This window comes from Saccharothrix coeruleofusca (assembly GCF_017876325.1).
Classification (GTDB): domain Bacteria; phylum Actinomycetota; class Actinomycetes; order Mycobacteriales; family Pseudonocardiaceae; genus Actinosynnema; species Actinosynnema coeruleofuscum.
In genome coordinates this window covers 6,803,669-6,829,686 of record NZ_JAGINV010000001.1, presented here as the reverse complement: position 1 = coordinate 6,829,686, position 26,018 = coordinate 6,803,669, and the positions used below count along the sequence as shown (strand labels likewise).

The window sequence follows — 26,018 nt, the reverse complement described above, 5'->3', positions numbered from 1 at the left end:
ACCTTCATGAGCAAGTTGCCGGAGCGGGGCACCGCGTTGCATGGGGAACGAGCGGCACGCGCTCGCAGGGGTGAGCGCCCGCCGGTGGGCGCTAGGTTGGGAGCACCGTTCGGGTTCGGAAGGGGCGTTCGGATGCTCATCATCGCGGGACACGTGGAGGTCGACGCCGACCGGCGCGACGCGTTCGTCGCCGCCCACCACGACCTCGTCCGCAGGGCTCGGCGGGCTCCGGGGTGCCTCGACCTCGCCATCACCGCCGACCCGGTCGACCCGGCGCGGGTGAACAACTTCGAGCGCTGGGAGTCGCGGGAGCACCTCGACGCCTGGCGCGCGGTGGCCGCGGCGCCGGACACCGGCATCGCCATGAAGAGCGTTCAGGTGATGGAGTACGAGGTGGCCGACGTGCGGCCGGTGTTCGGCTGAGACCGCGCTTCTGGTCAGTCGCTGGTCCCGGACCAGGCACGCGGGTTAACCAGATCAGGTGAAGCGGGTGAATGTGGCCGTCGCGTGCGCGGAGAATCGCGAGAAGTGCGACGACGCCCTGCTCAACCTCCCGATTGCTGCCCGACCTCGACCAGGAGTGAGCCATGCGGACGCCTGAGCCCGACCTCACCCGTGTGTCGTGGCGCAAGAGCAGTTACAGCGGTGGGCAGGGGCAGTGCGTCGAGATCGCTCGAAGCGGCGAATGGGCCGCGATTCGCGACAGCGAGAACACGAGCGTCGGCGCGGTGATCGTCTCTCACGACCTGCTCACAGCCGCGTGGCGCAAGAGCAGTCGCAGCCAGAACGGGTCGGCGAACTGCGTCGAACTCGCGCGGACCGCAGCCGACGAGTACGCCGTCCGCGACAGCAAGAACCCCGGTGGCCCGGTGCTGAGGTTCGGCCGCGCCCGGTTCGCGTCGTTCCTGGGGAGCATCCGGGTGGACGCATAGAGCGTCCGCGTACCCCGGACGTCCGGTTCGGGGTACGCGAACGACGAATTCGGCGCACCTGAGTGGCGACTCAGGGTCGAGGCGGTTGGGTTAGCCAGATCAGGTGGACTTTCACGTCTTCGGCTACAGCAAAACGGGTGAACGTGGCCAGGGCGCTCTCCGGGTTCTCGGCGCGGGCGCGGAAGTCGCCCTCGGTGGAGACCACCTCGGCGTAGTCGTCGAAGGCCATCCCGTAGGCGGCGATCCATCCGTCCTGGCGGTGCCCGTACTCGTGGGCGATGGCGAACAGCCGTGGCGCGTCGTCGGTGGCGAGCCCCGTCAGGAAAGCGGCGAACTCCTCGTCACTGCCGCACCACTGCTCGGATTCGGCGAGCTGGTTCATCGGTCGTTTCCCTCCATGTTCATCAGAAACTCCGCCAGTGCTCACCCCAATGGGTGATCACCAACTCGGTTGTCCTCGATCAGCAGCTTCCTGTGATTCACTGCTCCGCGTCGAGTCGGTGCGGCGCATTGTGAAGAGCTGTCAAGGAGCACGCGGTGCCGGGTGATGCGAAATTGGGAGTGGTGCTCCGCGAACTGCGCACCGCGCGCAAGCTGACCCTGGCCGCCGTGGCTCGCCGCGCCGGGTGCGCGGAATCGCTCATCTCCTACATCGAGACAGGGCGGCGTCAACTGCACCCCTGGCTCGCCGAGAAATTGGACGACATCTACCAGACCGGCGGCGCGGTAGTAGCGCTGCTGCGCGGGGCAGCGCGCGTCGAGCATGAGCGGCCGAATTCCGGGTATCCCGAACGCGACCTGCTTCTCGTGCAATTGCCTGAAGGAGGTGCTCCAGTGCCGATCTCCCGCCGCGAACTGCTGACCGGCCTCGGCATCGGGGCGCTGGGTGGTGCCCTGCACGACCGTCTTGAACGCGCTGCGACGCATCTCGAACTCGATGACGACTCGCTGACGTCCCTGCGACGCGCGTTCGACGGTTTCCAGTCAGCCGCTCGCGTGCTACCACCTGAGCGTCTGATCGCCCCCATGACCAGCCATGTCGCGGTTGTCGATGTGCTCAGGCGTCGGGCGTCGAGCAGGCAGCGCACCCACTACGCGATCATGCAGGCGCGGTACGCCGAATCGCTGAGCTGGCTGAGCGAAGAAGCGGGGGACGTTCAAGGCGCTGCCTACTGGACCGACCGTGCCGCGCAGTGGGCGCAGAGCGCGAACTGGATTCCGATGGTGGCCTACACCTTCGTCCGCCGCTCGATGATGTCGATCAGCTTCGCCGGTGATGGACCTCTCGCGGTGGACAACGCCCAGCAAGTGCTCGAACTCCAGGGCGCCCCGGATCACGTCAAGGGTCTGGCTGCCAAGCAGATGGCTTACGGCCATGCCTTGCTCCGGGATGCCGACGCCAGTGCACGGGCTCTCGACGCGGCCATGCGACTGCTGGACGCACCGCCCCGTGAAGACGAGTCGGCGCTCGGCCAGCGCAGCGTGGTCACCGATGACCTCTACGCGATCTTCCGCACCACCTGCGACATCTACCTCGGGCGCGGCGACAGCGTGATCCCGGTTCTGGAACCGCGCCTCGATGCGCTGTCACGGGCTTCGGCACGCACAGCCACCATCACCAGGGCCAAGCTGACCAGGGCTTACGCCAACGCGGGCCAGCCGCTGGAAGCTTGCCGACTGGCGTGGCGAGTACTGGACGATGCCGAAGCGGTCGGTTCCCTCTCGGCCCGGAACGAACTTCGCCGCAGCGTGCCGCTACTTCGCCGCTGGGAGAAGCGGAGCGAAGTGCGGGAGGTTCTGCATCGCTTGCGGCCGAGGACGGCTACGACCGCTTGAGCCGCCGCACGTCGAGCGGTTCTTCGCGGACCGATCCGTCGGCTTGGCGCTCGACCCGGTAGGCGCAGGCGTTCTCGCGATCGGACACAGCGGCCACCAGTTCGGTGCCCTCGTAGTGCAGACCGGCACCGGCGTCGGTCGCATAGCCCTTGGGCAGTTCACCCGATCCGATGAGATCGCGGAACAGGTCACGGCGCTCGCCGTAGTGGACGGCGTTGGAGAAGGGGACGAGACCGAGGCCGTCCCGAACGCCCCGCACGTCGCCGAACGAGTCGGTGGTGCCGCCCTCGTGCCAGCACAGCGATCCGGCGGACTCGCCCGCCAGCACGACGCCCGCCAGCCAGCAGTCCCGCAGGATGCGGTCGACCTGGTGCGCCCGCCAGACCGCCAGCAGGTTGACCAGGCTGCCCCGGTCCACCCAGATGACGTCCTGGCCGCGCAGGTGCTGCTCGACGTCCGCCACGTTGGGCTTGTCGAACAGCACCAGGTGTGACAGCTCCACCGAGGTGCCCTCGAAGGCCGCGTGGAACTGCCGGATGGTCGCCTCCTGATCGCCGCCCGCGGTGGTCAGCACGCACAGGCGTCGTGTGCTCGCACCGGTCAGGTCGAAGGCGTAGTCGAAGATCGGACCGGGCTGCCAGGGGTCGCGAGCGCGGTTGCAGCCCATCGAAGTGGCGAGGATGTGACCGGGCACGACGCTCATCCTGGCCCGGCGGCGGCTCGCGCGTGCGGCGTTCGCGCACCCCGAACGCTCGGTTCGGGGTGTCTGAGTGACGAACTCGGGGGTTCTGGACGTTCGACTCGCGGGGGTTAGAGGGCCAGGGCGGCGCGGAGGGGGGCGGTCAGGGTGCGGACGTAGGTGTCGGTGAGGTGGTTGTCCCGGTAGACGACCACGTTGCCGACCACCGCCGGGCAGGTGTCGGGGCGGCAGATCCAGTCGGTCAGGTCGACCACCCGCGCGCCGGGGAGGGTGGCGGCGGTGTCGGCCAGGGGGTCGGTGAAGGCGTCGACGGCCTTGGCGCGGGGCTTGTCGCAGGAGCCGGGCGCGGGGTTGCGCTGCAGGCAGTCGAGCACGTTGTCGTCGGCGCGCGGGGTGTCGCGGATGACGGCCACGGGGATGCCCGCCTGCGTGATCGGGGCCAGGCGCGCCCGGTAGCCGTCGACGAGCTGCTGCCGCGACGGCCACACCCAGTTCAGGTCGTTCTCGTAGGACTCCGGCGACATGGCGGCGGTGACCACCAGGTCGGGCTTGTCGGCCAGGATCGCGGCCAGCTTCGCGTCGTCCTGGCCCTGGCACTCGGCGAACGGCGCGACCTGGTGGGCCGGGTCGGGGCGCGGGGACATGACCGGCGCGGCGGCGCTGAACGGGCAGCCGTCGTGGACCATCAGCTTCACCCGCCAGCCCGCGTCCTCGGCGATGTCGATCAGCGCCGTGGCGAACTGGGTCATGTGCGAGTCGCCGACGACCACCATCGTCCTGGTCGCGTTCGGCGCGCCGTAGGCGCAGGTGTCGCCGGAGACGGGGTGCCGGGCGGGGTCGTACTGGCCGCAGCCGTCGGCCCAGACCGACGCGATGTCCTTGGCCGCCACCGCCGGGTCGGGGATGGCCGGGACGCCGGTGGGCGCGCCGACCGCCGGGTCCATCGCCAGCGCGCCGGGGTGGGCGGCGTCGAGCACGGCGGCGCTGGTCAGGTCGTCCAGGCGGGTTTGCGCGGAGTGCCACGGCACGCACGCGCTGGCGGTGGTGACCACGACCAGCGCGACGCCGAGCAGGTAGGTCTTGCGCAGCCGCGAGGCGGGCCGCCGCGCGCGGAACGGGTCCTCGACGAACCGCTTGGACAGCGCGGCCAGCGCCAGGCTCAGCGCGCCCGCGAACACCAGCTGGGCGTCGGTCAGCCGGTCGGTGCCCGCCGCTTCCAGCAGGAACACGATGACCGGCCAGTGCCACAGGTACAGGCTGTAGGAGATGTCGCCGAGGTAGCGCAGCGGGCGCAGGCCCAGCAGGGGCGAGACCTCGCCGGGCACCGGGCGCGCGCCCAGGCCCCCGAGCAGCAGCGCGGCGGTGCCGACGGTGGGCAGCAGCGCGATCCAGCCGGGGAAGGGCAGGTCGGTGCGGAACTTCACGGCGCTGACCAGCAGCGCGAGCAGACCCGCCCACCCCAGCAGCAGCCGCACGGCCGGGCCGAAGTGCAGGCGGTGGGCGGCCATCGCGGTCAGGCCGCCGATGCCCAGCTCCCACATGCGGGTGGGCGTGGCGAAGTAGGCGGCCACGTGGTGGTCCGGGGTGACCACGGCGGACAGCGCCAGGGACGCCGCGGTGAGCAGCAGGACCGCGACGAACGCCGAGGGCACCACCCGGCCTCCCCGCTTGCCCGCCACGGCCGCGCCCGCGAGCAGCAGCAGCGGGATGACCAGGTAGAACTGCTCCTCCACGGCCAGCGACCAGAAGTGCTGCACGGGTGAGGCCGACGCGGTGGCGTTGGCGTAGTCGGCGGAGAACAGCGCGAGCTGCCAGTTCTGCACGTTGAGCGCGGAGGCGACCACCTCGCGCAGCACGCCGGGCCTGCGCCCGACGGGCAGCAGCACGGCGGTCGCCGCGACCACGGCCAGCAGCACGGCCGTGGCGGCGGGCAGCAGCCTGCGGATGCGTCGGGCGTAGAAGTCGACCAGGTTCAGGGTGCCGGTGCGGCGCAGTTCGGCGGTCAGCGCGCCGATGATCAGGTAGCCGGAGAGCACGAAGAACGCGTCGACGCCGACGAAGCCGCCCGGCAGCCACTCCGGCCGCAGGTGGTAGACCAGCACCAGGCCGACCGCGAGGGCGCGCAGGCCCTGGATGTCGTGCCGGTGCGGGGTCCGCCCGCGCGCGGCGGGTCTGGTCGGTCTGACGGTGTCCACCAATGCCATGTCTCAGTCCCCCGACTGCGATCTTCACAGAAGCAAATACTTGCGCCCGCGCGTCCGGGCGGGCTGCGCGGAATTGGATGAGGAGAATTTTTCGTGATCTTTTCCGACCCGTGCGAGGGGTCACCCCATCCATCTACCAGGGACGACGGATCATTACCGAGGTTGACTGACGAGACCCAACCGTGATTTTCCACTCACGTCGGGTGAGCCGCAAAATACGTGCCGTGAGGATTTCGGCGACGAGGAATAACCACCGAAAGGGATACGGTGATCCGCGTCACCGGCCCATCGGGCGGTTCGCCGCCGCCCCGACGGGGAAGTCATCCTGCGGAACGGCGGTGGGTGCCCTTCGCAGCCTGCTTGGAGGACGCGGTGCAGTTCAACGAGAGCGCTGAGCTCGACACGTCTCAGGTCTCCGACCAGCGCGGCGTCGGCGGGCGCGTGGCGCTGGGTGGCGGCGGGCTGGGCATCGTGGGGTTGATCATCTACTTCGTGCTGTCCCAGCTCGGCGGCGGCGGCCAGCTGCCCGCCGGGTCCGGGTTCAGCGACGTGGGCCAGGACCAGCAGGTCGGGGCGGGCGCCATCGCGGAGAAGTGCCGGACCGGCGCGGACGCCAACCGGGACGCGGACTGCCGCGCGGTGGCCTTCATCAACTCCATCCAGGCGTACTGGAAGGACCAGTTCGCCCGCTCCGGGCGGACCTACGAGCTGGCCGAGACCAACTTCTTCTCCGGCGGCGTGCAGACCCGCTGCGGCAACGCCACCTCGGCGGTCGGGCCGTTCTACTGCCCGGCCGACGCGGAGGTCTACATCGACCTGAACTTCTTCCAGGAGCTCCAGCAGAAGTTCGGGGCCACCGGCGGGCCGTTCGTGGAGGCGTACGTGCTGGCCCACGAGTACGGCCACCACGTGCAGAACCTGCTGGGCACCTCGGACCGGGTGGGCCAGGACAGCGGGCCGACCTCCGGGTCGGTGCGGCTGGAGCTGCAGGCCGACTGCTACGCGGGCGCCTGGGCCAACCACGCGACCAGCACGCCGACCGCGTCCGGCCAGCCGCTGATCACCGACGTCACGCAGGAGGACATCGCCGCCGCGCTGGACGCCGCCGCGCGCATCGGCGACGACTACATCCAGGAGGAGCTGGGCGGCGGCCACGTGGACACCACGCAGTTCACCCACGGCTCCTCGGCGCAGCGGCAGAAGTGGTACACCACCGGCTACCAGACCGGCGACCCGGCGCGCTGCAACACGTTCGACACGAACAACCTGGGCTGAGACGAGCCGAAGGGCCCCTTCCCGGACGGGGGAGGGGCCCTTCGTCGTCAAGCGGGGCCGTCGGTCAGGACGCGTCGGCGTGCGAGTGGTGCTCCGCCACGTGGAAGGTCCTGGCCGAGGCGCGGACCGCCGCGCGCGAGGAGCGGGCCGGGACGCCGTTGACGTCCTCGGTGCTGATCGCGTAGCTGGCGATCACCCACGCCGCCGCGTCGGAGTTGCGCTCCAGCGCCACCCGGTCGACATTGCCCAGGTTGTCGCCCGCGCCGTGGTAGTTCGGGTCGTACGCGACGCCCGCGCGCCCGCCCCACTTGGCCGCCTGCGCCTCGGTCTTGATCTGCTCGGCGCCGGTGAACAGGCCGCCCGCCGGGATGCCCTGGGCGATGAACTCGCCGTAGTCCGAGCGCCCGGTGAAGTCCGTGCCCTCGGTCTGCACGCCCTTCTCGGCGGTCAGGTAGTCGGTGAACGCCTTCTCGATCTGCGCCGAGCCGTAGGGGCCCGCGCCCGCGCCGACGCCGTCGGAGTCGTCGCCGTCGTAGACGAAGTACGCCGCGTTCGGCGAGCCGATCATGTCGAAGTTCAGGTACAGCGCGATGTCGAGCTGCTGCTCGAAGCTCAGCGACTGGACGTACTTGGTCGACCCGACCAGGCCCAGCTCCTCGGCGCCCCACCAGCCGAACCGCACCGCGTTGTTGACCTTGGGCGAGCCGCCCAGCCGCAGGGCGGCCTCCAGCAGGCCCGCCGAGCCGGTGCCGTTGTCGTTGATGCCCGCGCCCTCCTCGACGCTGTCCAGGTGCGCGCCCGCCATCACGACGTTGTCCTCGCGGCCGGTCCTGGTCTGCGCGATGACGTTGCGGGAGACCTTCTCCTCCTCGTGGAAGCGCAGGTCCACGGTGACCGCCTCGCCCGCGCGGGCGGCCAGCGCGGTGCCGTCGGCCTGGCTGACGCCGCCGGTGGGCACCACACCGGGCTGGCCCAGGGTCACGCCGCCCAGCGGGCCGGGGGCGTTGTTCGCCACGAGGACGCCGATGGCGCCCGCGGCGGCGGCGTTGCGGTGCTTGATGTCGAAGGTGCAGGAGCCGCGGCGGATCAGCGCGATGGACCCGGTGAAGTCCTGGCCCGCGAAGTCCTCGGCCTCGCAGCCGGGCGTGCCGTCCTCGGCCACCACGCGCAGCGGGCCGGTGACGCCGCCGACCGGGGTCTGCGGCGAGTACTCCATGGGCAGCGCCTCGTAGCTGGTCGAGCCGACCTTGGCGGTCGTGGCGTCGTAGACCTGCACGGGGTAGGTGAACTCGGGCGTGGTGACGTCGAAGCCAGCGGCGCGCAGCTTGCCCGCCACGTAGTCGACGCTGGCGTCGTAGCCGGAGGTGCCCGCGGCGCGGTTGCCGCCGTTGCGCTCGGCGATGCGCTGGAACGCGATCAGGTGCCGGTTCACCGCCTCCACCTGCACGTCCTTGGTGAGCTTCTTGGCCAGAGCGGGACCGTCCAGACCGGCCGGGGCGGCGGTCGCGGTCGGAACGGCTAGCAGAGCTAGGGATGCGGACGCCGCGAGGATCGCCGCGCGTCGTACCCCGGTCCTTGCTGACATGGTCGAGTCTCCTTCACTCGGATGCCGCACCCTCACAATTCCACGCCGGGAGCGCAATCCGTCACCCGGCGGGTTTTTCCTCGATCAGCAGCGGCAGGCACGCCTGGACGCCCGCCACCGCCAGTTCCCAACCCGGTCGGTGGAACCCCTCGCGGGTCACCAGCAGCCGGATCTCGTCGCTGGGCCGTCCCCGGCGGGCGGTGCGCTTGGTGCCGTCGGGCCGGTAGCCGAGCTTGCGGCTGACGCCCAGCGACGCGGCGTTGTCCACCCAGGCGCTGGACCGGGCCTGCTGCGCGCCGAGGTGGTCGAAGGCGAACGCCAGCACGGCGGCGCGCATCTCCGTGCCGATGCCCCTGCCCTGGTGCCGCAGCCCGATCCACGAACCGGTGGTGACCTCGCGGTTGGTGGCGAAGTCCGCGCCGCCCAGCGTCTGCACGCCGATCACCCGGCCGTCCAGCCGGACCAGGAAGTTCAGCGACCAGTTGCGCGCGGACAGGGTCGCGCGCATCCCCCAGTAGTGCTGGGCGGTGTTGAGCCCCAGCCGCTCCCTGGGCGCGTCGGTCCAGGCGACGCCGAAGGGCATCACCTCCGGCGGGTGGACGCCGCGCAGCGCCTCGTCGACCAGTTCGAGCAGTCCCGCGTCGTCGTCCGGGCGCAGCTCCAGCCGGGGCGTGCGCAGGACCAGGTGGTGGAAGGGCCAGGCGTCCATCGGGTCATGGTGCCCAGCGCACGCGGTCGCGGCGATCGGATTATCTTCGGGCTCATGCGCGCGATCACCGTTCGTGAACCCGGTGGGCCCGATGTGCTGGAGTGGACCGAGGTCCCCGACCCCGAGCCCGGTCCGGGCGAGGTGGTGCTGGAGGTCGCCGCGTCCGCGGTGAACCGCGCCGACCTGCTGCAGCGGCAGGGCTTCTACCCGCCGCCGCAGGGCGCGCCCGCGTTCATCGGGCTGGAGTGCTCGGGCACGGTCGCCGCGCTGGGCGAGGGCGTGACCGGTTGGCGGGTCGGCGACCAGGTGTGCGCGCTGCTGGCGGGCGGCGGGTACGCGACCAGGGTCGTGGTGCCCGCGGCGCAGCTGCTGCCGCTGCCGGAGGGGGTGGACCTGGTCACCGCCGCGTCGCTGCCCGAGGTGGCGTGCACGGTGTGGTCGAACGTGGTCATGCTGGCGGGCCTGCGGGCCGGTCAGACGCTGCTGGTGCACGGTGGCGCGGGCGGCGTCGGCACGCACGCGATCCAGGTCGGCAAGGCGCTGGGCGCGCGGGTGGCGGTGACCGCGGGGTCGGCCGAGCGGCTGGCGCGGTGCGCGGAGCTGGGCGCGGACGTGCTGGTCAACTACCGCGAGCAGGACTTCGTGGCCGAGGTCGGCGCGGCCGACGTGGTGCTGGACAACATGGGCGCGGCGTACCTGGACCGCAACGTGGACGTGCTCGCGCCGGACGGCCACCTGGTGGTCATCGGGATGCAGGGCGGGGTCAAGGGCGAGCTGAACATCGGCAAGCTGCTGGCCAAGCGGGCCTCGATCACCGGGACCGGGCTGCGGTTCCGGCCGGTGGACGGGCCCAGCGGCAAGGGGGCCATCGTGGCGGCGGTGCGCGAGCACGTGTGGCCGATGATCGCCGACGGGCGGGTCAAGCCGGTCGTGCACGGGACCGTGCCGATGGAGCGGGCCGCCGAGGCCCACCGGGCCCTGGAGGACGGCGAGGTCTTCGGCAAGCTCATCCTCACCGCACCCTGACCCGTGCCTGCAAGTACTACCCGACGAGCCCGCGAGGGCCGCTGACTACCACCCGAAGTGCGCGAACGCTCAGTTCGCGGTGTCCGAACGCTCGGTTCGCGCGATCGGGTGGGCACGACGGACCGGCGGAGGTCAGGTGGGCACCACGCGAGGCCGACTACCCGGCGGCCGAGCCCACCCCGGCGGAGCCGGGGTAATCCAACACAGCGGTGGCTAAGAAGGTGCGGGGGGTGGTGCGGAAGCGGAGGGCGAACTCCTCGGCCCAGCGCACCAGCACCGCCTGCTCGCCCGGCCGGTCCGCGTCGTCGACCAGGATCGCGGCGCCGGGCGCGAGCACGCCGCTGAGCACCGGCAGCGCCGGGTAGCGGGCGTCGCCCAGCAGCGGGCCGTCCACCAGCAGCAGGTCCACCAGGCCGTGCCGCTCGACGAACCCGGAGACCTCGTCGTGCACCAGCCGGGGGTCGTACCACTGCGAGCTGCCCAGCGCCGCCGGGTGCGGCGACAGCGGGGCGTGCACCACCCGCGCCACGTGCCCCAGGCCCTCCCGGCGCAGCTGGCTGGCCACGAACGCCGCGGTGCGCTCGTCGTGCTCCACCGACAGCAGGTGGCCGAAGCCGCGCCGGGCCAGCAGGCGCGCCAGCACCACCGACGACGCGCCGCAGCCGCACTCCACGGCCACCGTCCGGGAGCCGATGAGCACCTCGTCCACCACCGCCGCCAGCGCCGCCGGGCGCAGCTCGTGGGCGGTGCTGGGCAGGTACTCCGACATCAGCGGGACCAGGCGCTGCAGCGCCGCGAGGTCGGCCAGCTCCCGCACCAGCGCGTCTTCCACTCGGTCCCCCAGGCTCACCCGGCAGGGTGTACTCCAGCGGTCACGCCAGTTCGGCGACCGCCCGCACCAGCTCGTCGATCTCCGCCGCGTTGGTGTAGTGCGCCAGGCCCACCCGGATCGCGCCGCCCACCTCGCCGACGCCGAGCACGGAGAACACGCCGTGCTGCCCGGAGTCGGCGAAGGCGCACACGCCCCGGTCGGACAGGTGCTCCACGCCGTCGGTCGCCTTCACCCCCGCCACGGTGAACGCCAGCGACGGGACCCGCCGCATGGCGTCGCCGATGACCATCACGTGCCGCAGCGAGCGCAGCTCGTTGATCAGGTTGGCCAGCAGGCCCGCCTGGTATGCCTTCACCGAGCCAAGCGAGGTCAGCAGCCGCTCCCGGCGCGGGCCCAGCGCGGCGTCGTCCAGGCCCGCCAGGTACTCCACCGAGGCCACCAGGCCCGCCAGCAGCGGGTAGGCGTGCGGGCCCAGCTCCAGCCGCTCCGGGCCGCGCGCGCCGGGCTCCACGGCCACCGACGGCAGCAGGTCCAGCACCGACGGGTCGCGGAAGACCAGCGCGCCCACCGGCGGGCCGCCCCAGGCGTTGGCCGAGACCGCCACCACGTCGGCGTTCATCGAGGTGATGTCCAGCGGCACGAACGGGGCCGCGGAGGAGGCGTCGACCACCACCATCGCGCCGTGCTCGCGCGCCGCGTCGGCGATCTTGCGCAGGTCGGGCCGGGTGCCCACGGAGCCGGACGCGGCGGTCACCGCGACCAGCTTGCACCGGTCGGTGACCAGCTCGTCGTACTGCCACGCGGGCAGCTCGCAGGTCTCGATGTCCACCTCGGCCCAGCGCACCACGCTGCCGGTGCGCTGCGCGGCGCGCTGCCAGGGGGCGATGTTGGCCGGGTGGTCCAGCCGGGACACCACCACCTCGTCGCCGAGGAACCACCCGTCGGACAGCGCGTCGGCCAGCCGTTGCAGCAGCACCGCCGAGCTGGGGCCGAGCACCACCCCCGCCGGGTCGGCCCCCACCAGGTCGGCCACGGCGCGGCGCGCCGCGTCGACGATCGCCTCGGCCCGTTGCGAGGCGGGGAAGATGCCGCCCGGTCCGGAGACCGGTGCGCGCAGCGCGGTGGAGACGGCCGTGGCCACCTGTTCGGGGACCTGCATTCCCGCGGGAGCGTCCAGATGGACCCAGCCGTCGCCGAGCGCGGGGAACAGCCCACGTACTCGTGCGACGTCGAACGCCATGCCGCACACCGTACGGAGGACGCCGGGCCGGGCGACAGCAGGGGCGGTGAGTTCGCGACCCAGATGTTGCAACCCGGTGCGGCGGCGCCCGTCCGGCCGGGCCACTATTGGGGTATGAGCGAGGCAGGGAAGAACCCGCAGCACGTGGTCGTGGTCGGCCCGGACGGGGTGCCGGTGAACGCCGCGCGCATCGCCGCGGCAGCGGCCTCGGGAGGCGAGGACGGGGGTCAGGACGTGACCGACCTGGTCGAGCAGCCCGCGAAGGTGATGCGCATCGGCACGATGATCAAGCAGCTGCTGGAGGAGGTGCGCGCGGCTCCCCTGGACGAGGCCAGCCGCAACCGGCTCAAGGAGATCCACAAGCGGTCCATCGACGAGCTGGAGGACGGGCTGGCGCCGGAGCTGCGCGAGGAGCTGGAGCGGCTGTCGCTGCCGTTCACCGAGGAGGGCACGCCCTCGGACGCGGAGCTGCGCATCGCGCAGGCCCAGCTGGTCGGCTGGCTGGAGGGCCTGTTCCACGGCATCCAGACGGCGCTGTTCGCCCAGCAGATGGCCGCGCGGGTGCAGCTGGAGCAGATGCGCGGCCGGGCGCTGCCCGCGGGCAGCGGGGCGGGTGAGAGCGCGGACACGCCGCACATCAGGGGCACGGGTCAGTACCTGTGAGCGACCCGGTGGTCGCGCGGGGTGATGCCCCGAACAGGTGGCGGGAACTGGACAAGGTGAGCCCTTTTCCCCGACCGTGAGCGTCACCACTGAGCTGCCCTACTACGCGGCGTCGCCTTCCGGCGCGCCGGAAGGAGTGCCCGAGGTGCTCGAAGGAGTGCGCCGTGCCCTGCGTGCCGACCAGGTCCGCAGGGGTCTCCGGGACAAGCTGATGCGGGCGATCGACGAGGTCGTCGCCCCCTACCACCGCGAGCAGGAACGGCGGATCGACGCCCTGCGCGGCGAGCTGGAGGCGCTGCGCGGCCAGGTGGAGGCCGACGCGCAGGCCGCCCGCGACCACGTGACCAGGCAGTTCGACCGGCTCGCCGAGATCAGCGCGGGCTTCGAGCACCGGGCCCGGCGCGATCTGCTGTTCGCGGGCGAGCGTGCGGCGGCGGCCGACAGCGCCCGGTTCGCGCACGAGCGGATGCCGACCGCCCCGCACTTCCCGGACCCGCACGCGACGCTGCACCACGCCCTGTCGCTGGTCGAGGTGGACGGCCTGGTGCTGGAGTTCGGCGTCTACACCGGCACCACGCTCAAGATCATCGCCTCCACCCTGCCGCACGAGCAGGTCTACGGGTTCGACTCCTTCGAGGGCCTGCCCGAGGACTGGCGCAGCGGTTTCGCCGCGGGCGCGTTCGGCGTGGAGGAGCTGCCGGACGTGCCGGGCGCGCGGCTGGTGCCGGGCTGGTTCGACGAGACGCTGCCGGGCTTCGTGGCCGAGCACCCCGGCCCGGTGGCGTTCCTGCACGTCGACTGCGACCTGTACTCGTCGACCAGGACCGTCCTGGAGCACGTCGGGCCCCGGCTGGTCGAGGGCAGCGTGGTGCTGTTCGACGAGTTCTTCAACTACCACGGCTGGCGCGACCACGAGTACAAGGCCTGGATGGAGTTCGTGGAAGCCAGCGGCATCGAGTTCAGCTACGAGGGGTACACGTTCGACCACGAGCAAGTGATCGTCCGGGTGACCCGAGTCCCCAGGACCCGCGAGGGTCGGTAATCGCACCGTGACCGACCGGCGGCGAACACGTCATGGAGCCGCCGGTAGTCTCATTCCTCGTGCAACCCACGAGTACGGTCGAACGGCCCGAAGCGCCCCCGGAAGCAAACTCACGCACGTTCGCGCGCGCGATCGCCGACGTGCGCGAGGGCTGGCAGAACCGGGAGCTGTGGGGCCACCTGGGCTGGCAGGACATCAAGCAGCGCTACCGCAGGTCGGTCATCGGCCCGCTGTGGATCACCATCTCGATGGGCACCACGGCGCTGGCGCTGGGCCTGCTGTACTCGCAGCTGTTCAACCAGGAGATCAACACCTTCCTGCCCTACATCACGGCCGGTTTCGTGGTGTGGAACTTCCTGGTGGGCTGCGTCACCGAGGGCACCGACGTCTTCATCGCCAACGAAGGGCTGATCAAGCACCTGCCCGCGCCGATCAGCGTGCACGTGCTGCGGCTGGTGTGGCGCCAGGTGCTCTTCTTCGCGCACAACCTGGTGGTCTACGCGGTCGTCGTGGCGATCTTCTTCGGCGACCTCAACCAGCCGTACCAGATGCAGGACGACCCGGTCACGCACCCCGGTCTGAGCTGGGCGATCCTGCTCGCCATCCCGGCGTTCGCGCTGCTGGCGGTCAACGCGGTGTGGGTCGCGTTGCTGTTCGGCATCATCAGCACCCGCTTCCGCGACATCCCCCCGGTCATCCACAGCTTCATCAACCTGATCTTCTTCATGACGCCGATCGTGTGGCACACCGGCATCCTGCACAAGGTCGGCGCCGACGGTGACTGGCGGATGCTCATCGCGGAGCTGAACCCCCTGTACCACTTCCTGGAAATCGTGCGCGCGCCGATGCTGGGTCACCAGCAGAGCTGGCACCACTGGGCGGTGGTCGGCGGCTTCACCGTCCTGGGTTGGGCGCTGGCGCTGCTGGCCATGCGCAACTACCGTGCCCGCGTCTCCTACTGGGTCTGAGTGAGGCCGTAAGAACATGGTCAGCATCGACGTCTGGAACGCCTCGGTCGACTTCCCGATCTTCGACGCCAAGTCGAGGTCGCTGAAGAAGCTCGCGCTGGGCAAGGTCGGCGGCAAGATCGGCTCCGAGGGCCGCGTCCCGATCATCGAGGCACTGCACGACATCAACGTCTCGTTGAAGGACGGCGACCGGGTGGGCCTGGTCGGCCACAACGGCGCGGGCAAGTCCACCCTGCTGCGGCTGCTGGCGGGCATCTACGAGCCCACCCGTGGCAGCTCGCGGATCGTGGGCAAGGTCGCGCCGGTGTTCGACTTGGGCGTGGGCATGGACCCGGAGATCTCCGGCTACGAGAACATCATGATCCGCGGCCTGTTCCTGGGCATGAACCGCCGGGAGATGGAGAAGCGGGTCGACGACATCGCCGAGTTCACCGAGCTGGGCGACTACCTGTCGATGCCGCTGCGCACCTACTCCACGGGTATGCGGGTGCGCCTGGCGCTGGGCGTGGTGACCTCCATCGACCCGGAGATCCTGCTGCTGGACGAGGGCATCGGCGCGGTGGACGCGGCGTTCCTGGAGAAGGCCCGCAACCGGCTGCACGACCTGGTCAAGCGCTCCGGCATCCTGGTCTTCGCCAGCCACTCCGACGAGTTCCTGCTGGAGCTGTGCGACTCGGCGATCTGGATGGACGAGGGCCGGATGAAGGCGCACGGCGGGCTGCGGGAGGTGCTCACCTCGTACAAGGGCCGTGACCCGTTCGAGAACCTGAGCCCGGAGATGCTGGAGCGGATCGGCCAGTCGAAGGTCCTGAGCGGGAACGGTGGCGAGTAGGACGTGAAGGCACTGCCGAAGGGGTCCGTGGTCGGGGTCGTGGTGACCCGGCACCGGCGCGAGCTGCTGGCCGATTCGCTGAAGGTGCTGGCGTCGCAGACCAGGGCGCTCGACCACCTGGTGGTCGTGGACAACGGTCCCGACCAGCCGGTCGAGGACCTCGTCGAGCAGTGCCCCATCCCCACCACCTACCTGCCCTCGCACCGCAACCTGGGCGGCGCGGGCGGGTTCGCGCTGGGGATGCTGCACGCGCTGTCGCTGGGCGCGGACTGGCTGTGGCTGGCCGACGACGACGGCAGGCCCGCCGACGAGACGGTGCTGGAGGTGCTGCTGGCCGAGGCGGGCAGGCGCAACCTGGCCGCCATCTCGCCCGTGGTGGCCAACATCGACCGCCCGGAGAAGCTGGCCTTCCCGCTGCGCCGGGGGCTGACCTGGAAGCGCCGCACCGAGGACCTCGGCGCGGACTTCCTGCCCGGCATCGCCTCGCTGTTCAACGGCGCGCTGTTCCGCGCCTCCACCGTGGACGTGATCGGCGTGCCGGACTACCGGCTGTTCTTCCGCGGCGACGAGGTGGAGATCCACCGCAGGCTGGTGCGCACCGGGCTGCCGTTCGGCACCTCGCTGAAGGTCACCTACCTGCACCCGGACGGCTCGGACGAGTTCAAGCCGATGCTGGGCGGCCGGTTCCACGCCCAGGACCCGGAGAACGCGGTCAAGCGGTACTACACCTACCGCAACCGCGGCTACCTGCTGTCCCAGCCGGGGATGCGCAAGCTGGGGCTGCTGGAGGTCTTCCGGTTCGGCCTGTACTTCCTGGGCCAGCGCAAGGACCCCAAGGCGTTCCTGGAATGGGTCAAGCTGGTGCGCCAGGGGCAGCGGGAGCGCTTCTTCCGGAAGTGACCGCCGCCCGGATTGCGCTGGGCGCTGAATCGCTGACGGCGAACCCGCCTTGTGGCGGGCGCGGGGGTGCGGTGCGCTGGTGGGCATGAACACCACCTCCGCACCGCACAAGACGCCCTCGCTGGTCCTGCACCTGGCGGGCAACTCCAACGCCATCAGCATCCGGGTCAGCGAAGAGGTCCGCGCCGACCTGGCACCCCGGCTCATCCAGGTCGTGCGCAACGGCCACACGCAGGCCATCCCCACCGCCGATGGCAAGGAATTCGTGGTGAACTTCGGCCACGTGGTGGCCGCGCACTTCGAGTGAAACCTGGCGCGGCCGGGCCGCATCCCCTTGAAGACGCGCGGGGCGGCGGTCGGGTTGTCACGTGTTCTCAACAAAGCCTCAAAAGCGGGTTTTGGGTTTTCCTCAGAGCGGTCCGCCAAGCTCTGCGTTGTCGGTGATCGAGGGGGTCGCCGACGACACGAGGGGACCAGAGATGAACTTCCGGAGCACCGCCCGCCGCACCGTCGCCGCCGCTGTCGCCGTCGTCGCGCCGCTGGCCTTGAGCAGCACCGCCGCGTTCGCGCAGGGGGCCGAGGGGACCGTCTCCATCGCCGGGGTGGTGTGGCACGACGTGGACGGCGACGGCGTCCGCGAGGCGGGGGAACCGCCCATCGCCAACCAGTGGATCGTCCTCGACGAGGGCAGGCAGGAGGCCTTCACCGACGCCAGTGGCCGCTACCGCTTCACCGGCCTGGTGCCGGGGGCCCACATCGTGCAGTCCGTGGACCGGGTGATGAGCGGTCAGGTGTGGAGCGGCAAGGGCGCCGACTTCGACCCGGCCACCGGGTACTCCAAGATGCAGTACCTGCTGGAGGACGGCCAGCACGTCGAGCTGGACAGCGGCTTCGTCACCGCCGACTTCGACTACCACCCGACCGGGATCAGCATCACCGGGCCGGACAAGGAGGTCTACGAGGTCGGCGACGTGCTCGACATCGTCGGCGGCGTCACCTTCGACGGGCTGGGCTACATGAACTACTTCGCGGACCTGACCCTGCCCTCGGGCGTGCGCAAGCTGGAGCGGCTGGGCACCATGAGGACCTTCATGGCCGAGGACAAGCCCAACGAGGTCACCGGCTGGTTCTACGACCGCAAGGCGCCCGGCGTGGTGGAGACCATCGGCGCGCGCGTCGTCGTGGAGCGGCCCATCACCGCCGGTGAGATCCGGCTGCACATGAGCGACGGCGGCGACCTGAACCCGGCCAACAACACGATCACGCGCAACCTCACGGCCGTTGCGCCGTCTCTGTAGGCGCAGCCAGTACCACTGAGGGGGAAAAAGAGATGAGCTTCCGCGCCACCGCCAGACGCGCCGCCGTGATCGCCGCCGCCGCCGTCATCCCGCTGGCCCTGCCCGCAGCGGCCTTCGCCCAGGAGGCCGAGCAGCCCGCCGAGGAGGGGACGGGCACCGTCTCCGGGGTCGTCTGGCACGACCTGAACGGCAACGGCCTGCGCGAGGCGGGCGAGCCGCCCATCGCGGACCAGGTGATGCTCCTGGGCGACCGGGCCTTCCAGGCGCGCACCGACAGCGAGGGCCGCTACACCATCCGGAACGTGCCGCCCTCGTTCAACGTGGTGTACTCGGCGGACCGCCTCGGCTTCCGCCAGGTGTGGTCGCGCAAGGCCGCCGGGGGCTCGGTGTTCGACCCGGCCACCGGGATCAGCGACGAGTTCCAGATCAAGGCGGGCCAGCACCTGGAGGGGTTCGACAGCGGTTTCGTCACCGCCGAGTTCGACTCCCACCCGACCGAGATCAGCATCGCGGGCGCGCCCGGCAAGGAGGTCTACGAGGTCGGCGACGTGCTCGACGTCATCGGCGGCGCCACCTTCGAGGGCAAGGGCTACTCGCAGTTCTTCGCGACGATGACCCTGCCCGACGGGCTGCGCAAGCTGGAGCGGCTGGGCACCATGCGGCCGTTCATGGCCGAGGACGAGCCCAACGAGGTCACCGGCTGGTTCGCCGACCGCCGGGAGCCGGGCAAGGTCGAGACCATCGGGGCGCGCGTGATCGTGGAGAAGCCCATGACGGCCGCGCAGGTCAGGCTGGCGATGCCGACCGGGGGCGACCCGGACCCGTCGAACAACGTCATGACCGCGACGCTGACGGCGGTGGCGAAGCCGGGCACTCCCACGTCCACCACGGCGCCCACCAGCACGGCGCCCACCGGCACCACCGCGCCGACGACCGGCACCACCACCGCGCCCGCGAGCACGACCACGACGACCACGCAGGCCGCCGTGGTGCCGGTGGCGCACAAGACCGACCAGAAGATCGCGCAGGACGGCCAGCCGCTGGCGAGCACGGGCGCCTCGGTGCTCGGCTTGCTCGGCCTGGGCGGCAGCCTGCTGGCGGGCGGCGGAGCGGCGCTCTGGGGAGCGCGCCGCGCCAAGTCCTGACCGGCGGGGAACACCGAAAGGCCCCAGCGTCCTCGGGGGGACGCTGGGGCCTTTCCGCGCGTGCGGGACCTCAGTCCAGCGAGCCCTCCATGGGCTTGCCCTCGGTCAGGTGCGGGGCGATCTTGTTGTCGAACGCGGTCAGCGCCGCGCCGATCGCCATGTGCATGTCGAGGTACTTGTAGGTGCCCAGGCGACCGCCGAACAGCACGTTGCGCTCCGCGGCCTCCTTCTTCGCCAGCTCGCGGTAGCGCTCCAGCTTCGCCCGGTCCTCAGGGGTGTTGATCGGGTAGTACGGCTCGTCGTCCTTCTCCGCCGCCCGCGAGTACTCGCGCACGATGACCGTCTTGTCCGACGGGTAGGTGCGCTCCGGGTGGAAGTGCCGGAACTCGTGGATGCGGGTGTAGGGCACGTCCGCGTCGTTGTAGTTCATCACCGGGGTGCCCTGGAAGTCGCCGACCGGCAGCACTTCCTGCTCGAAGTCCAGGGTGCGCCAGCCCAGCCAGCCCTCGGAGTAGTCGAAGTAGCGGTCGACCGGTCCGGTGTAGACGATCGGCGTGCCCGCCGGGATCTCGTCGCGCACGTCGAAGAAGTCGGTGTTCAGCCGCACCTCGATGTTCGGGTGGTCGGCCATCTTCTGCAGCCACGCGGTGTACCCGTCGACGGGCAGGCCCTCGTAGGTGTCGTTGAAGTACCGGTTGTCGAAGGTGTAGCGCACCGGCAGGCGGCTGATGACCGCGGCGGGCAGCTCCTTCGGGTCGGTCTGCCACTGCTTGGCGGTGTAGTCGCGGATGAACGCCTCGTACAGCGGGCGGCCGACCAGCGAGATCGCCTTCTCCTCCAGGTTCTGCGCGTCCTTGGAGTCGATCTCGGAAGCCTGCTCGGCGACCCACGCGCGAGCCTCGTCCGGGGTCAGGTAGCGGCCCAGGAACTGCGACAGCAGGCCCAGGCCCATCGGGAACTGGTACGCCTGGCCGCCGTGCATCGCGAACACGCGGTGCTGGTAGTTGGTGAACTCGGTGAACTGGTTGACGTAGTCCCAGACCCGCTTGTTGGACGTGTGGAACAGGTGCGCGCCGTAGCGGTGCACCTCGATGCCCGTCTCGGGCTCGGCCTCGGAGTAGGCGTTGCCGCCGATGTGCTCCCGGCGCTCCAGCACCAGCACCCGCTTGTCCAGCTGGGAAGCGGCGCGTTCGGCGACCGTCAGGCCGTAGAAACCGGAACCGACGACGATCAGATCAAATCCAGCGAAGCTCACGGCACCCGAGGGTACGGCAGTGACCGGCTGTGACAGTGCCCACCCCGCGCAAGCGAAAGGGCCGCCCCGCGGGGGACGGCCCTTGTCGCACAAGAGGATCTAGAGCACCGAGCGCGGCATCTCCGGCTTCGGGTTGAACTTGACACCCTCGACGATCTTGCGGAACAGCTTGAGCCGCAGGCCCCACGGCACCCGGCCGCCCTTGAGGCCCTGGTGCACGCGCACCACGAACTTGGCGAACGCCACCGGGTTCTCGTGGTGCAGCCGGTAGGACGCCTCGTTGCGCGCGCCGTACTCGAACTTCCACAGGTTGGAGGCGTTGACGTCGCTGAAGTTCACGCCGCGGTTGACGCCCAGGTCGTGCACCACGACGCTGCGCAGCACCTGCACGCCGGGGCCGGACTTGTTGACGCGCAGCGTGTACTCCTGGTCGTCGAACCAGATGAAGTACTCGCGCAGCGGCAGGCCGTGCTTGGTCAGCGCCCAGCGCGGGAACAGCACGGAGACGAAGGAGCAGTGCTGCACCAGCACGTTCTCCTGGCCCTTGGCGATCAGCCTGCCCCAGTCCCAGGTGGTGACCGGGTTGTTCATCTCGCAGATGCTGCCGTCGACCCACCTGACCAGCGAGCAGGCGAAGGGCAGCTGCATGCCCATCTCCGCCTCGGCCTTGGCCAGGCCGTTGACCAGCTCCTCCAGCGCGTCGGAGTTGGCGTAGCAGTCGTCGTCCATGATCCAGACGAAGTCCGCGCCCAGCTCGTAGCCCTTGTTCATGCCGGTGGCGAAGCCGCCCGCGCCGCCGGTGTTCTCGGTCAGCCGGACGATGACCACGCCGTCGAGGCCCTCGTACCGCTTGAGCACCTCGTCGGTGCCGTCGGTCGACGCGTTGTCCACGATGACCAGCCACTCGGGCTTGCGGGACTGCGCGAGGACGTGGTCGAGCACCTTGGGGAGCTTGTCCTTGCGGTTGTAGGTGACGACAACGGCGGCAACGGTGCTCACTTGAGCCATCCTTCGTAGGTGTCGCGGACCCAGGTCCGGGCGTCGGGCAGCTTGGCGAACGCGGCGGCCTTGCCTGCCTGCTCGTCCAGCCAGGTCTTGCGCTGCTCCGGCGAGTTGATCATGGTTCGAATGCGCTCGGCGGCGGTCGAGATGAACGGGTACGGGTGGCGCGGCACCAGCAGGTCCTCGGCCACCAGGGACGCCTGCGAGCCGACGTCGGTGGACACCACCGGCACGCCCGCCGCGGTCGCCTCGAACGAGGTGAGCGTGAGCCCCTCGTTGTCGGAGGAGATGACCAGCACGTCGGCGTCGGCCAGGGTCTTGGCCACCGGCTTGTCCGACCCGCGCAGCTCCAGCACGTCGGACAGGCCCAGCCTGCTCACCAGGCCGTGCACCTCGCCCGCCAGCTCGCCGTCGCCGTGCACGATGAACCGGATCTCGCGCGACGCGGACCCCTTCAGCGACGCCGCCAGCTGCAGGAACAGGTACGGGCGCTTCTGCTGGGTGAACCGGCCGACGAACGCCACGGTGAACGGGCCGTCGTCGGACTTGGCCTTGGCCGCGGCCTGCCCGATGCCCTTGGTGGTGAGGTTGGCCAGGGTCGCCAGCTCCACCTTCGCCGGGTCCACGCCCTGCTTGCCCACCAGGTAGTCGCGCAGCATCGGCGAGATGACGTGGTGGTGGTCGATGACGTTGGTCATCCGCACCGAGATGTCGACGAAGCCGCCGGTGCGCCACTCCAGGATGTGCAGCGAGTCGATGACCGGCAGGTCCGGGCGGATCGACTTCAGCCACGGCAGGCGCTGGGCCAGCCAGGTGCTGTGGTGCAGGTGCACGCCGCGCACGTCGTAGGCGGACAGCACGCCGTTGAGGAACGCCGACTCCTGCTCCGGGCTGACCGGGTGGGTCAGCGGCACCACGATCGCGCCGTCCAGCTCCGGCCGGGTGATCCACGGGTGGGTGGAGGGCCGGTCGGTGATGACGATGGGGGTGAAACCGGCCTCCTTGGCCAGCTGCACGGTCTCCAGCGCGAACCGCTCCGCGCCGCCCAGCTCCAGCCAGTGGATGCCGAAGATGATCGCCGGGGTGGCGCCGTGGCCGGTGGCCGTGGTGCCCCTGGTGATCCGGACGGGCGCCTTCTTGGGCACCTCGCGCTTGCGGTAGCGCTTCTCGGTGACGTCGGTGCGGTACTGGCGCAGCACGTCGAACTGCACCGGCGCGAAGAACCGCACCGAGCGGCGCACCTTGCCCATCAGGCCGGGCAGCTGGTGGTAGGCCGAGGCCACCTCCGGCTCGCCGCCCAGGTCCACGGCCAGGTCGACCAGGCCCTCGGGCGGGTTGGTGCCGCTGGTGGTCTGCACGGTGCTGCGCACCACCAGGGAGCCGACCACCTCGCGGTCGTCGCCCCACTCGATGTGCCTGGTGCGGTCGTCGGTCAGCGAGGGCATGGTGCCCCTGGGACCGCGCAGCACGGTGATCCGGAACGTCCGCCCCGGCCGCGCCAGCGCGTGGAAGTTCACCGCGCCGATGAGGATGCGGCGCTCCCGCTCGTCGAGCAGCCCTTCCCCGTCGGCGAGGCCGATTCCGCTTTCGTCGAGCAGTTCGACAATTTCTGGGAGCTTGTCCACGGGCCCTTCCGTCACATCTCTCGGTTGTTGTCGAGTAGCGCCGACCGGGCGCGTGCGAGGCAGGGGCCGAGTTTACCGAAGGCCCGCCGCCGTTTTGTCTCAGACCTTGATCGAACGGGGGAGCATCTTGCGCATCGCGCGCTGGCACGGCTCCTCGACGCGGTGGTGCAGCAGGTGCCCCGCGACGAACGAGCCGACGATGCCCGCGATGACGAACAACCGGAATTCCCACGCGCTCGGCTCGTCCACCAAACCCCAGGAGGTGAGCAGCCTTCGCATCAGGTCGAGCAGCAGCCAGTGCACCAGGTACAGCGCGAAGGACACCTTGCCGCCCCACACCAGCACCCTGGTGCTCAGGAACCGCGCGGTGACGTCGCGGCCGCTGACCGCCAGCGAGCCGATCAGCAGCAGGAACAGCGGCACCACCAGAACGGTCTCGGTGGCGCCCCACATCAGGTGGCCGTTGATCCGCCAGTCCACGGCGAACCGCACGCGCACGGCCGGGTCGTTGAGGTGGATGACGTAGATGGCCACCAGGATCACCGCGAGCACCACGGTCGGCCGCAGGAACCACGGCAGCCGCGCGGTCAGGCCGTGCCGCAGCACCAGCACCGCCACGATCGCGCCGCCGACGAACTCGGTCAGCACGCGCAGCGGCACGATCCCCTCGACGATCTTGTCGCCGTCCCACATCAGGTCGCTGCCGTCCTGGAAGCCGATGCCCACCAGCACCAGCGGCAGCACCGCCAGCAGCGCCAGCGACACCAGCGCCCGGTTGGACAGCTGGGTGCGGAACTTCGCCAGCAGCACCACCAGCACGGTGAACGCGATGTAGGCCATCCACTCCGCGCTCAGCGACCAGTCGATCGGGTTCCAGTCGTGGTGGGCGGTGGTCCACGCCTGCACCAGGAACACGTGCGCCAGGAACCGGCCGGGCTGCAGCGCGTAGTGGAACCCGCCGTCGTTGGTCCAGGTGGCCAGGAACGCCAGGTAGAGGCCCCACGCCAGCAGCATCACCATCATGACCGGCCAGATCCGGGAGATCCGCAGCCACAGGAACGCCACGATCTTGCGCGGCCCCCAGCCCACCACCATGCGGTCCAGGTGGGTGAAGGTCAGGATGAAGCCGGAGAGCACGAAGAACAGGTCCACGCCCAGGTAGCCCACGTTCATCAGCGGGATGAGCGGGTACAGGAAGCCGAACGCCTCGATCAGCTCCGGCCGGAAGTGGAACAGCAGCACCCACAGCGCGGCCAGCGCCCGGATGCCGGTGAGCTGCTTGATGTGCGGCACGCGGGCCGCCGCCGACGGTGAGGCCGCCGCCGCTCCGTTCGGGCTCGGCTCCGCCCGCACGGGTTCGGCGACCCTGGTGTCCGCGCTCTGCATGTCCAGTTCCCGTCCTGCTCGTGCCGAACCGCTCACCGGCGGAACACCACCCGGCTGTAGGCGGCGTAGTTCCACACCAGGCCGACCCCGATCGCGGCCAGCTTCGGCGCCCACGCCAGCAGCCCGGTCAGCGGCCAGCCGAGGCCGTTGGCCGCGGCGGTGGCCGCCACGATCACCAGCGGCTGGATCACCCACAGGCCGAAGGCGGTGAAGGCGAAGAACAGCGCCCCCTGCTTGGCCGCGCCGCCGGGCGCGCCGCCGCCGAAGGTGAAGTACTTGTTGGCCACGAAGCTGAAGCTCATGCCAGCCGTGGTCGAGGCGAAGTTGGCGACGAAGAGGTTGACCCCCAGCCCCGTCAGCGCCATGTAGCCGACCAGGTCGATCAGCGTGTTGACGCCGCCGACCAGGCAGAACCGGATGATCTGGGCCAACCCGCCCGCGGGCACCGGGGTCGCGGGCGGCGCGGCCTCGGCGGGCGCCCCGGCCGGGGTCTCCGGGGACAGCCCAGAGGACAGCTCCGGGGACACCTCGGGGGCGTCGTCCACCGCCACGGTCAGGCGTCCTGCAGCTCGCGCGACGCGGGCGCGGGCTCGACCCGCCCCGAGCGCGCGACGATCGCCACCGCGTACAGCGGCCTGCGCTGCACCTCGACGTAGGTGCGGCCGATGTAGCTGCCCAGCACCCCCAGCATGATCAGCTGGATGCCGCCGAGCAGGAACATCGCGACGGTCACGAACGCCCAGCCGGGCACCGCGCTCTCCGGGCTGAACAGCCGCACGCCCAGCACGTAGAGCACGCCCAGGAAGCTCAGCAGGGAGATCGCGTAACCCATCCGGCTGATCAGGCGCAGCGGGGTGACCGAGAAGCCGAGCATCCCGTCCGCGGCGAACTTGAGCATCTTGCGCAGCGGGTAGCCGGTCTCCCCCGCGTGCCGCGCGTCGCGGTCGAACTGCACCGCCTCCTGGCGGAAGCCCACGTAGCTGACCAGGCCGCGCAGGAACCGGTGCTGCTCGCGGTACTTCGCCAGCTCGGCGACGACCTTGCGGTCCAGCAGCCGGAAGTCGCCGGTGTTGCGCGGGATGTCGATCGAGGACAGCTTCTCCAGCGTGCGGTAGAAGGCGTTCGCGGTGACCTTCTTGAACAGCGTGTCCTTGCGGGTGCGCCGCTGCGCGTAGACCACGTCCACGCCCTGCTCCCAGCGCTCGATCAGCTCCAGGCTGACCCGCGGCGGGTCCTGCATGTCGGCGTCCATGATGATCACCGCGTCGGCGTCGGAGGCCGCGTCCAGGCCCGCGGTCACCGCGATCTGGTGGCCGAAGTTGCGGGACAGGCTGATCACCGTGGCGCGCTGGTCGCGCTCGCGCAGCTCCAGCAGCTTGTCCAGCGAGGCGTCCCGGCTGCCGTCGTTGACGTAGATGAACTCCAGGTCATAACGGGCCTGGAGCGGTGTGGTCACCTCGTCGATCGTCTTGTGCAGCAGGTCGATGTTGTCCTGCTCGTTGTAGATCGGGAAGATGTAAGTGATCTTCCGCCGCGCGGTCGGAGCACCGTCCATTGCTTTCC

General features: G+C 70.6%; 26 protein-coding genes. 13 read left to right on the top strand and 13 right to left on the bottom strand.

Going from position 1 to position 26,018, the window contains the following annotated elements:
* The first annotated feature begins 132 nt into the window (after nucleotides 1-132).
* A complete protein-coding gene (locus tag JOF41_RS31495; RefSeq protein WP_189221400.1) occupies nucleotides 133-423 on the top strand; it encodes a putative quinol monooxygenase in 291 nt (96 codons plus the stop codon).
* A gap of 164 nt (nucleotides 424-587) precedes the next feature.
* Complete coding sequence (locus JOF41_RS31490; protein ID WP_189221401.1) at nucleotides 588-932, top strand: DUF397 domain-containing protein; 345 nt, start codon at nucleotides 588-590, stop codon at nucleotides 930-932.
* 70 nt (nucleotides 933-1,002) lie between these two features.
* On the opposite strand, the gene JOF41_RS31485 is transcribed toward JOF41_RS31490, so the two are convergent.
* Nucleotides 1,003-1,314 (bottom strand): Rossmann-fold NAD(P)-binding domain-containing protein, encoded by a 312-nt coding sequence (locus JOF41_RS31485; protein ID WP_244989741.1) that lies wholly within the window; start codon nucleotides 1,312-1,314, stop codon nucleotides 1,003-1,005.
* A gap of 155 nt (nucleotides 1,315-1,469) precedes the next feature.
* Here JOF41_RS31485 and JOF41_RS31480 point away from each other — a divergent pair, with 155 nt between their 5' ends.
* Nucleotides 1,470-2,768: a helix-turn-helix domain-containing protein gene (locus JOF41_RS31480; protein ID WP_209623529.1), complete on the top strand. Its 1,299-nt coding sequence runs from the start codon at nucleotides 1,470-1,472 to the stop codon at nucleotides 2,766-2,768.
* Here the strand turns inward: JOF41_RS31480 and JOF41_RS31475 are convergent.
* Together JOF41_RS31475 and JOF41_RS31470 are read right to left on the bottom strand one after the other, a co-directional pair.
* Nucleotides 2,755-3,462 carry a Type 1 glutamine amidotransferase-like domain-containing protein gene (locus JOF41_RS31475; protein ID WP_307867585.1) on the bottom strand — a complete coding sequence of 236 codons (708 nt, stop codon included), beginning with the start codon at nucleotides 3,460-3,462 and terminating at the stop codon, nucleotides 2,755-2,757. The genes JOF41_RS31480 and JOF41_RS31475 overlap by 14 nt on opposite strands.
* A gap of 116 nt (nucleotides 3,463-3,578) precedes the next feature.
* Entirely contained in the window at nucleotides 3,579-5,672 is a 2,094-nt protein-coding gene (locus tag JOF41_RS31470) for an acyltransferase family protein (protein ID WP_209623527.1), read from the bottom strand.
* Between the two features lie 372 nt (nucleotides 5,673-6,044).
* On the opposite strand from JOF41_RS31470, the gene ypfJ reads away from it, so the two are divergent.
* On the top strand, nucleotides 6,045-6,947 hold the full coding sequence (gene ypfJ / locus JOF41_RS31465; RefSeq protein ID WP_209624567.1) for a KPN_02809 family neutral zinc metallopeptidase: 903 nt from the start codon (nucleotides 6,045-6,047) through the stop codon (nucleotides 6,945-6,947).
* 64 nt (nucleotides 6,948-7,011) lie between these two features.
* Here the strand turns inward: ypfJ and JOF41_RS31460 are convergent, their stop codons facing one another.
* Both JOF41_RS31460 and JOF41_RS31455 read right to left on the bottom strand, forming a co-directional pair.
* The gene (locus JOF41_RS31460) at nucleotides 7,012-8,532 is read right to left on the bottom strand and encodes a M28 family metallopeptidase (RefSeq protein ID WP_209623526.1); all 1,521 of its coding nucleotides are present in this window, start codon (nucleotides 8,530-8,532) and stop codon (nucleotides 7,012-7,014) included.
* A gap of 61 nt (nucleotides 8,533-8,593) precedes the next feature.
* Nucleotides 8,594-9,241 (bottom strand): GNAT family N-acetyltransferase, encoded by a 648-nt coding sequence (locus JOF41_RS31455; protein ID WP_209623525.1) that lies wholly within the window; start codon nucleotides 9,239-9,241, stop codon nucleotides 8,594-8,596.
* 54 nt (nucleotides 9,242-9,295) lie between these two features.
* On the opposite strand from JOF41_RS31455, the gene JOF41_RS31450 reads away from it, so the two are divergent.
* Entirely contained in the window at nucleotides 9,296-10,267 is a 972-nt protein-coding gene (locus JOF41_RS31450) for an NAD(P)H-quinone oxidoreductase (RefSeq protein ID WP_209623524.1), read from the top strand.
* Between the two features lie 157 nt (nucleotides 10,268-10,424).
* Here JOF41_RS31450 and JOF41_RS31445 read toward each other — a convergent pair whose 3' ends face one another.
* Nucleotides 10,425-11,117: a class I SAM-dependent methyltransferase gene (locus JOF41_RS31445; protein WP_307867584.1), complete on the bottom strand. Its 693-nt coding sequence runs from the start codon at nucleotides 11,115-11,117 to the stop codon at nucleotides 10,425-10,427.
* A gap of 22 nt (nucleotides 11,118-11,139) precedes the next feature.
* Nucleotides 11,140-12,339 carry a cysteine desulfurase-like protein gene (locus tag JOF41_RS31440; protein ID WP_189221408.1) on the bottom strand — a complete coding sequence of 400 codons (1,200 nt, stop codon included), beginning with the start codon at nucleotides 12,337-12,339 and terminating at the stop codon, nucleotides 11,140-11,142.
* A 114-nt stretch (nucleotides 12,340-12,453) separates the two neighbouring features.
* Here JOF41_RS31440 and JOF41_RS31435 point away from each other — a divergent pair, with 114 nt between their 5' ends.
* The 8 genes from JOF41_RS31435 (at nucleotide 12,454) to JOF41_RS31400 (ending at nucleotide 19,187) form a co-directional block, all read left to right on the top strand.
* Nucleotides 12,454-13,002 carry a bacterial proteasome activator family protein gene (locus tag JOF41_RS31435; protein WP_189221409.1) on the top strand — a complete coding sequence of 183 codons (549 nt, stop codon included), beginning with the start codon at nucleotides 12,454-12,456 and terminating at the stop codon, nucleotides 13,000-13,002.
* A gap of 76 nt (nucleotides 13,003-13,078) precedes the next feature.
* A complete protein-coding gene (locus JOF41_RS31430; protein ID WP_229794944.1) occupies nucleotides 13,079-14,044 on the top strand; it encodes a class I SAM-dependent methyltransferase in 966 nt (321 codons plus the stop codon).
* Between the two features lie 59 nt (nucleotides 14,045-14,103).
* Nucleotides 14,104-15,012, top strand: coding sequence for a galactan export ABC transporter permease subunit Wzm/RfbD (gene wzm / locus JOF41_RS31425; RefSeq protein WP_307867583.1), 909 nt, complete (start codon nucleotides 14,104-14,106; stop codon nucleotides 15,010-15,012).
* Nucleotides 15,013-15,028: 16 nt separating this feature from the next.
* The gene (wzt, locus tag JOF41_RS31420; RefSeq protein WP_189221411.1) at nucleotides 15,029-15,844 is read left to right on the top strand and encodes a galactan export ABC transporter ATP-binding subunit Wzt/RfbE; all 816 of its coding nucleotides are present in this window, start codon (nucleotides 15,029-15,031) and stop codon (nucleotides 15,842-15,844) included.
* Nucleotides 15,845-15,847: 3 nt separating this feature from the next.
* Nucleotides 15,848-16,744, top strand: coding sequence for a galactofuranosyltransferase GlfT1 (gene glfT1, locus JOF41_RS31415; protein ID WP_209623523.1), 897 nt, complete (start codon nucleotides 15,848-15,850; stop codon nucleotides 16,742-16,744).
* 85 nt (nucleotides 16,745-16,829) lie between these two features.
* On the top strand, nucleotides 16,830-17,051 hold the full coding sequence (locus JOF41_RS31410) for a hypothetical protein (RefSeq protein ID WP_189221413.1): 222 nt from the start codon (nucleotides 16,830-16,832) through the stop codon (nucleotides 17,049-17,051).
* Nucleotides 17,052-17,223: 172 nt separating this feature from the next.
* Complete coding sequence (locus JOF41_RS31405; RefSeq protein WP_209623522.1) at nucleotides 17,224-18,042, top strand: SdrD B-like domain-containing protein; 819 nt, start codon at nucleotides 17,224-17,226, stop codon at nucleotides 18,040-18,042.
* Nucleotides 18,043-18,074: 32 nt separating this feature from the next.
* Entirely contained in the window at nucleotides 18,075-19,187 is a 1,113-nt protein-coding gene (locus JOF41_RS31400; RefSeq protein ID WP_209623521.1) for a hypothetical protein, read from the top strand.
* Nucleotides 19,188-19,257: 70 nt separating this feature from the next.
* On the opposite strand, the gene glf is transcribed toward JOF41_RS31400, so the two are convergent.
* From glf to JOF41_RS31370, 6 genes are all read right to left on the bottom strand, one after another.
* Nucleotides 19,258-20,442 (bottom strand): UDP-galactopyranose mutase, encoded by a 1,185-nt coding sequence (gene glf / locus JOF41_RS31395; RefSeq protein ID WP_229794945.1) that lies wholly within the window; start codon nucleotides 20,440-20,442, stop codon nucleotides 19,258-19,260.
* Between the two features lie 99 nt (nucleotides 20,443-20,541).
* Nucleotides 20,542-21,450, bottom strand: coding sequence for a glycosyltransferase (locus JOF41_RS31390; protein WP_244989740.1), 909 nt, complete (start codon nucleotides 21,448-21,450; stop codon nucleotides 20,542-20,544).
* Nucleotides 21,438-23,069: a glycosyltransferase gene (locus JOF41_RS31385; protein ID WP_189221417.1), complete on the bottom strand. Its 1,632-nt coding sequence runs from the start codon at nucleotides 23,067-23,069 to the stop codon at nucleotides 21,438-21,440. Before JOF41_RS31385 ends, JOF41_RS31390 begins: the two co-directional genes overlap by 13 nt.
* Before the next feature lie 99 nt (nucleotides 23,070-23,168).
* On the bottom strand, nucleotides 23,169-24,491 hold the full coding sequence (locus tag JOF41_RS31380; protein ID WP_307867582.1) for an acyltransferase family protein: 1,323 nt from the start codon (nucleotides 24,489-24,491) through the stop codon (nucleotides 23,169-23,171).
* Nucleotides 24,488-25,006, bottom strand: a complete 519-nt coding sequence (locus tag JOF41_RS31375) for a GtrA family protein (RefSeq protein WP_307867581.1) — start codon at nucleotides 25,004-25,006, stop codon at nucleotides 24,488-24,490. The genes JOF41_RS31380 and JOF41_RS31375 overlap by 4 nt, the downstream gene beginning before the upstream one ends.
* A 2-nt stretch (nucleotides 25,007-25,008) precedes the next feature.
* Nucleotides 25,009-26,010, bottom strand: a complete 1,002-nt coding sequence (locus JOF41_RS31370) for a glycosyltransferase family 2 protein (protein WP_209623520.1) — start codon at nucleotides 26,008-26,010, stop codon at nucleotides 25,009-25,011.
* Nucleotides 26,011-26,018: the final 8 nt, after the last annotated feature.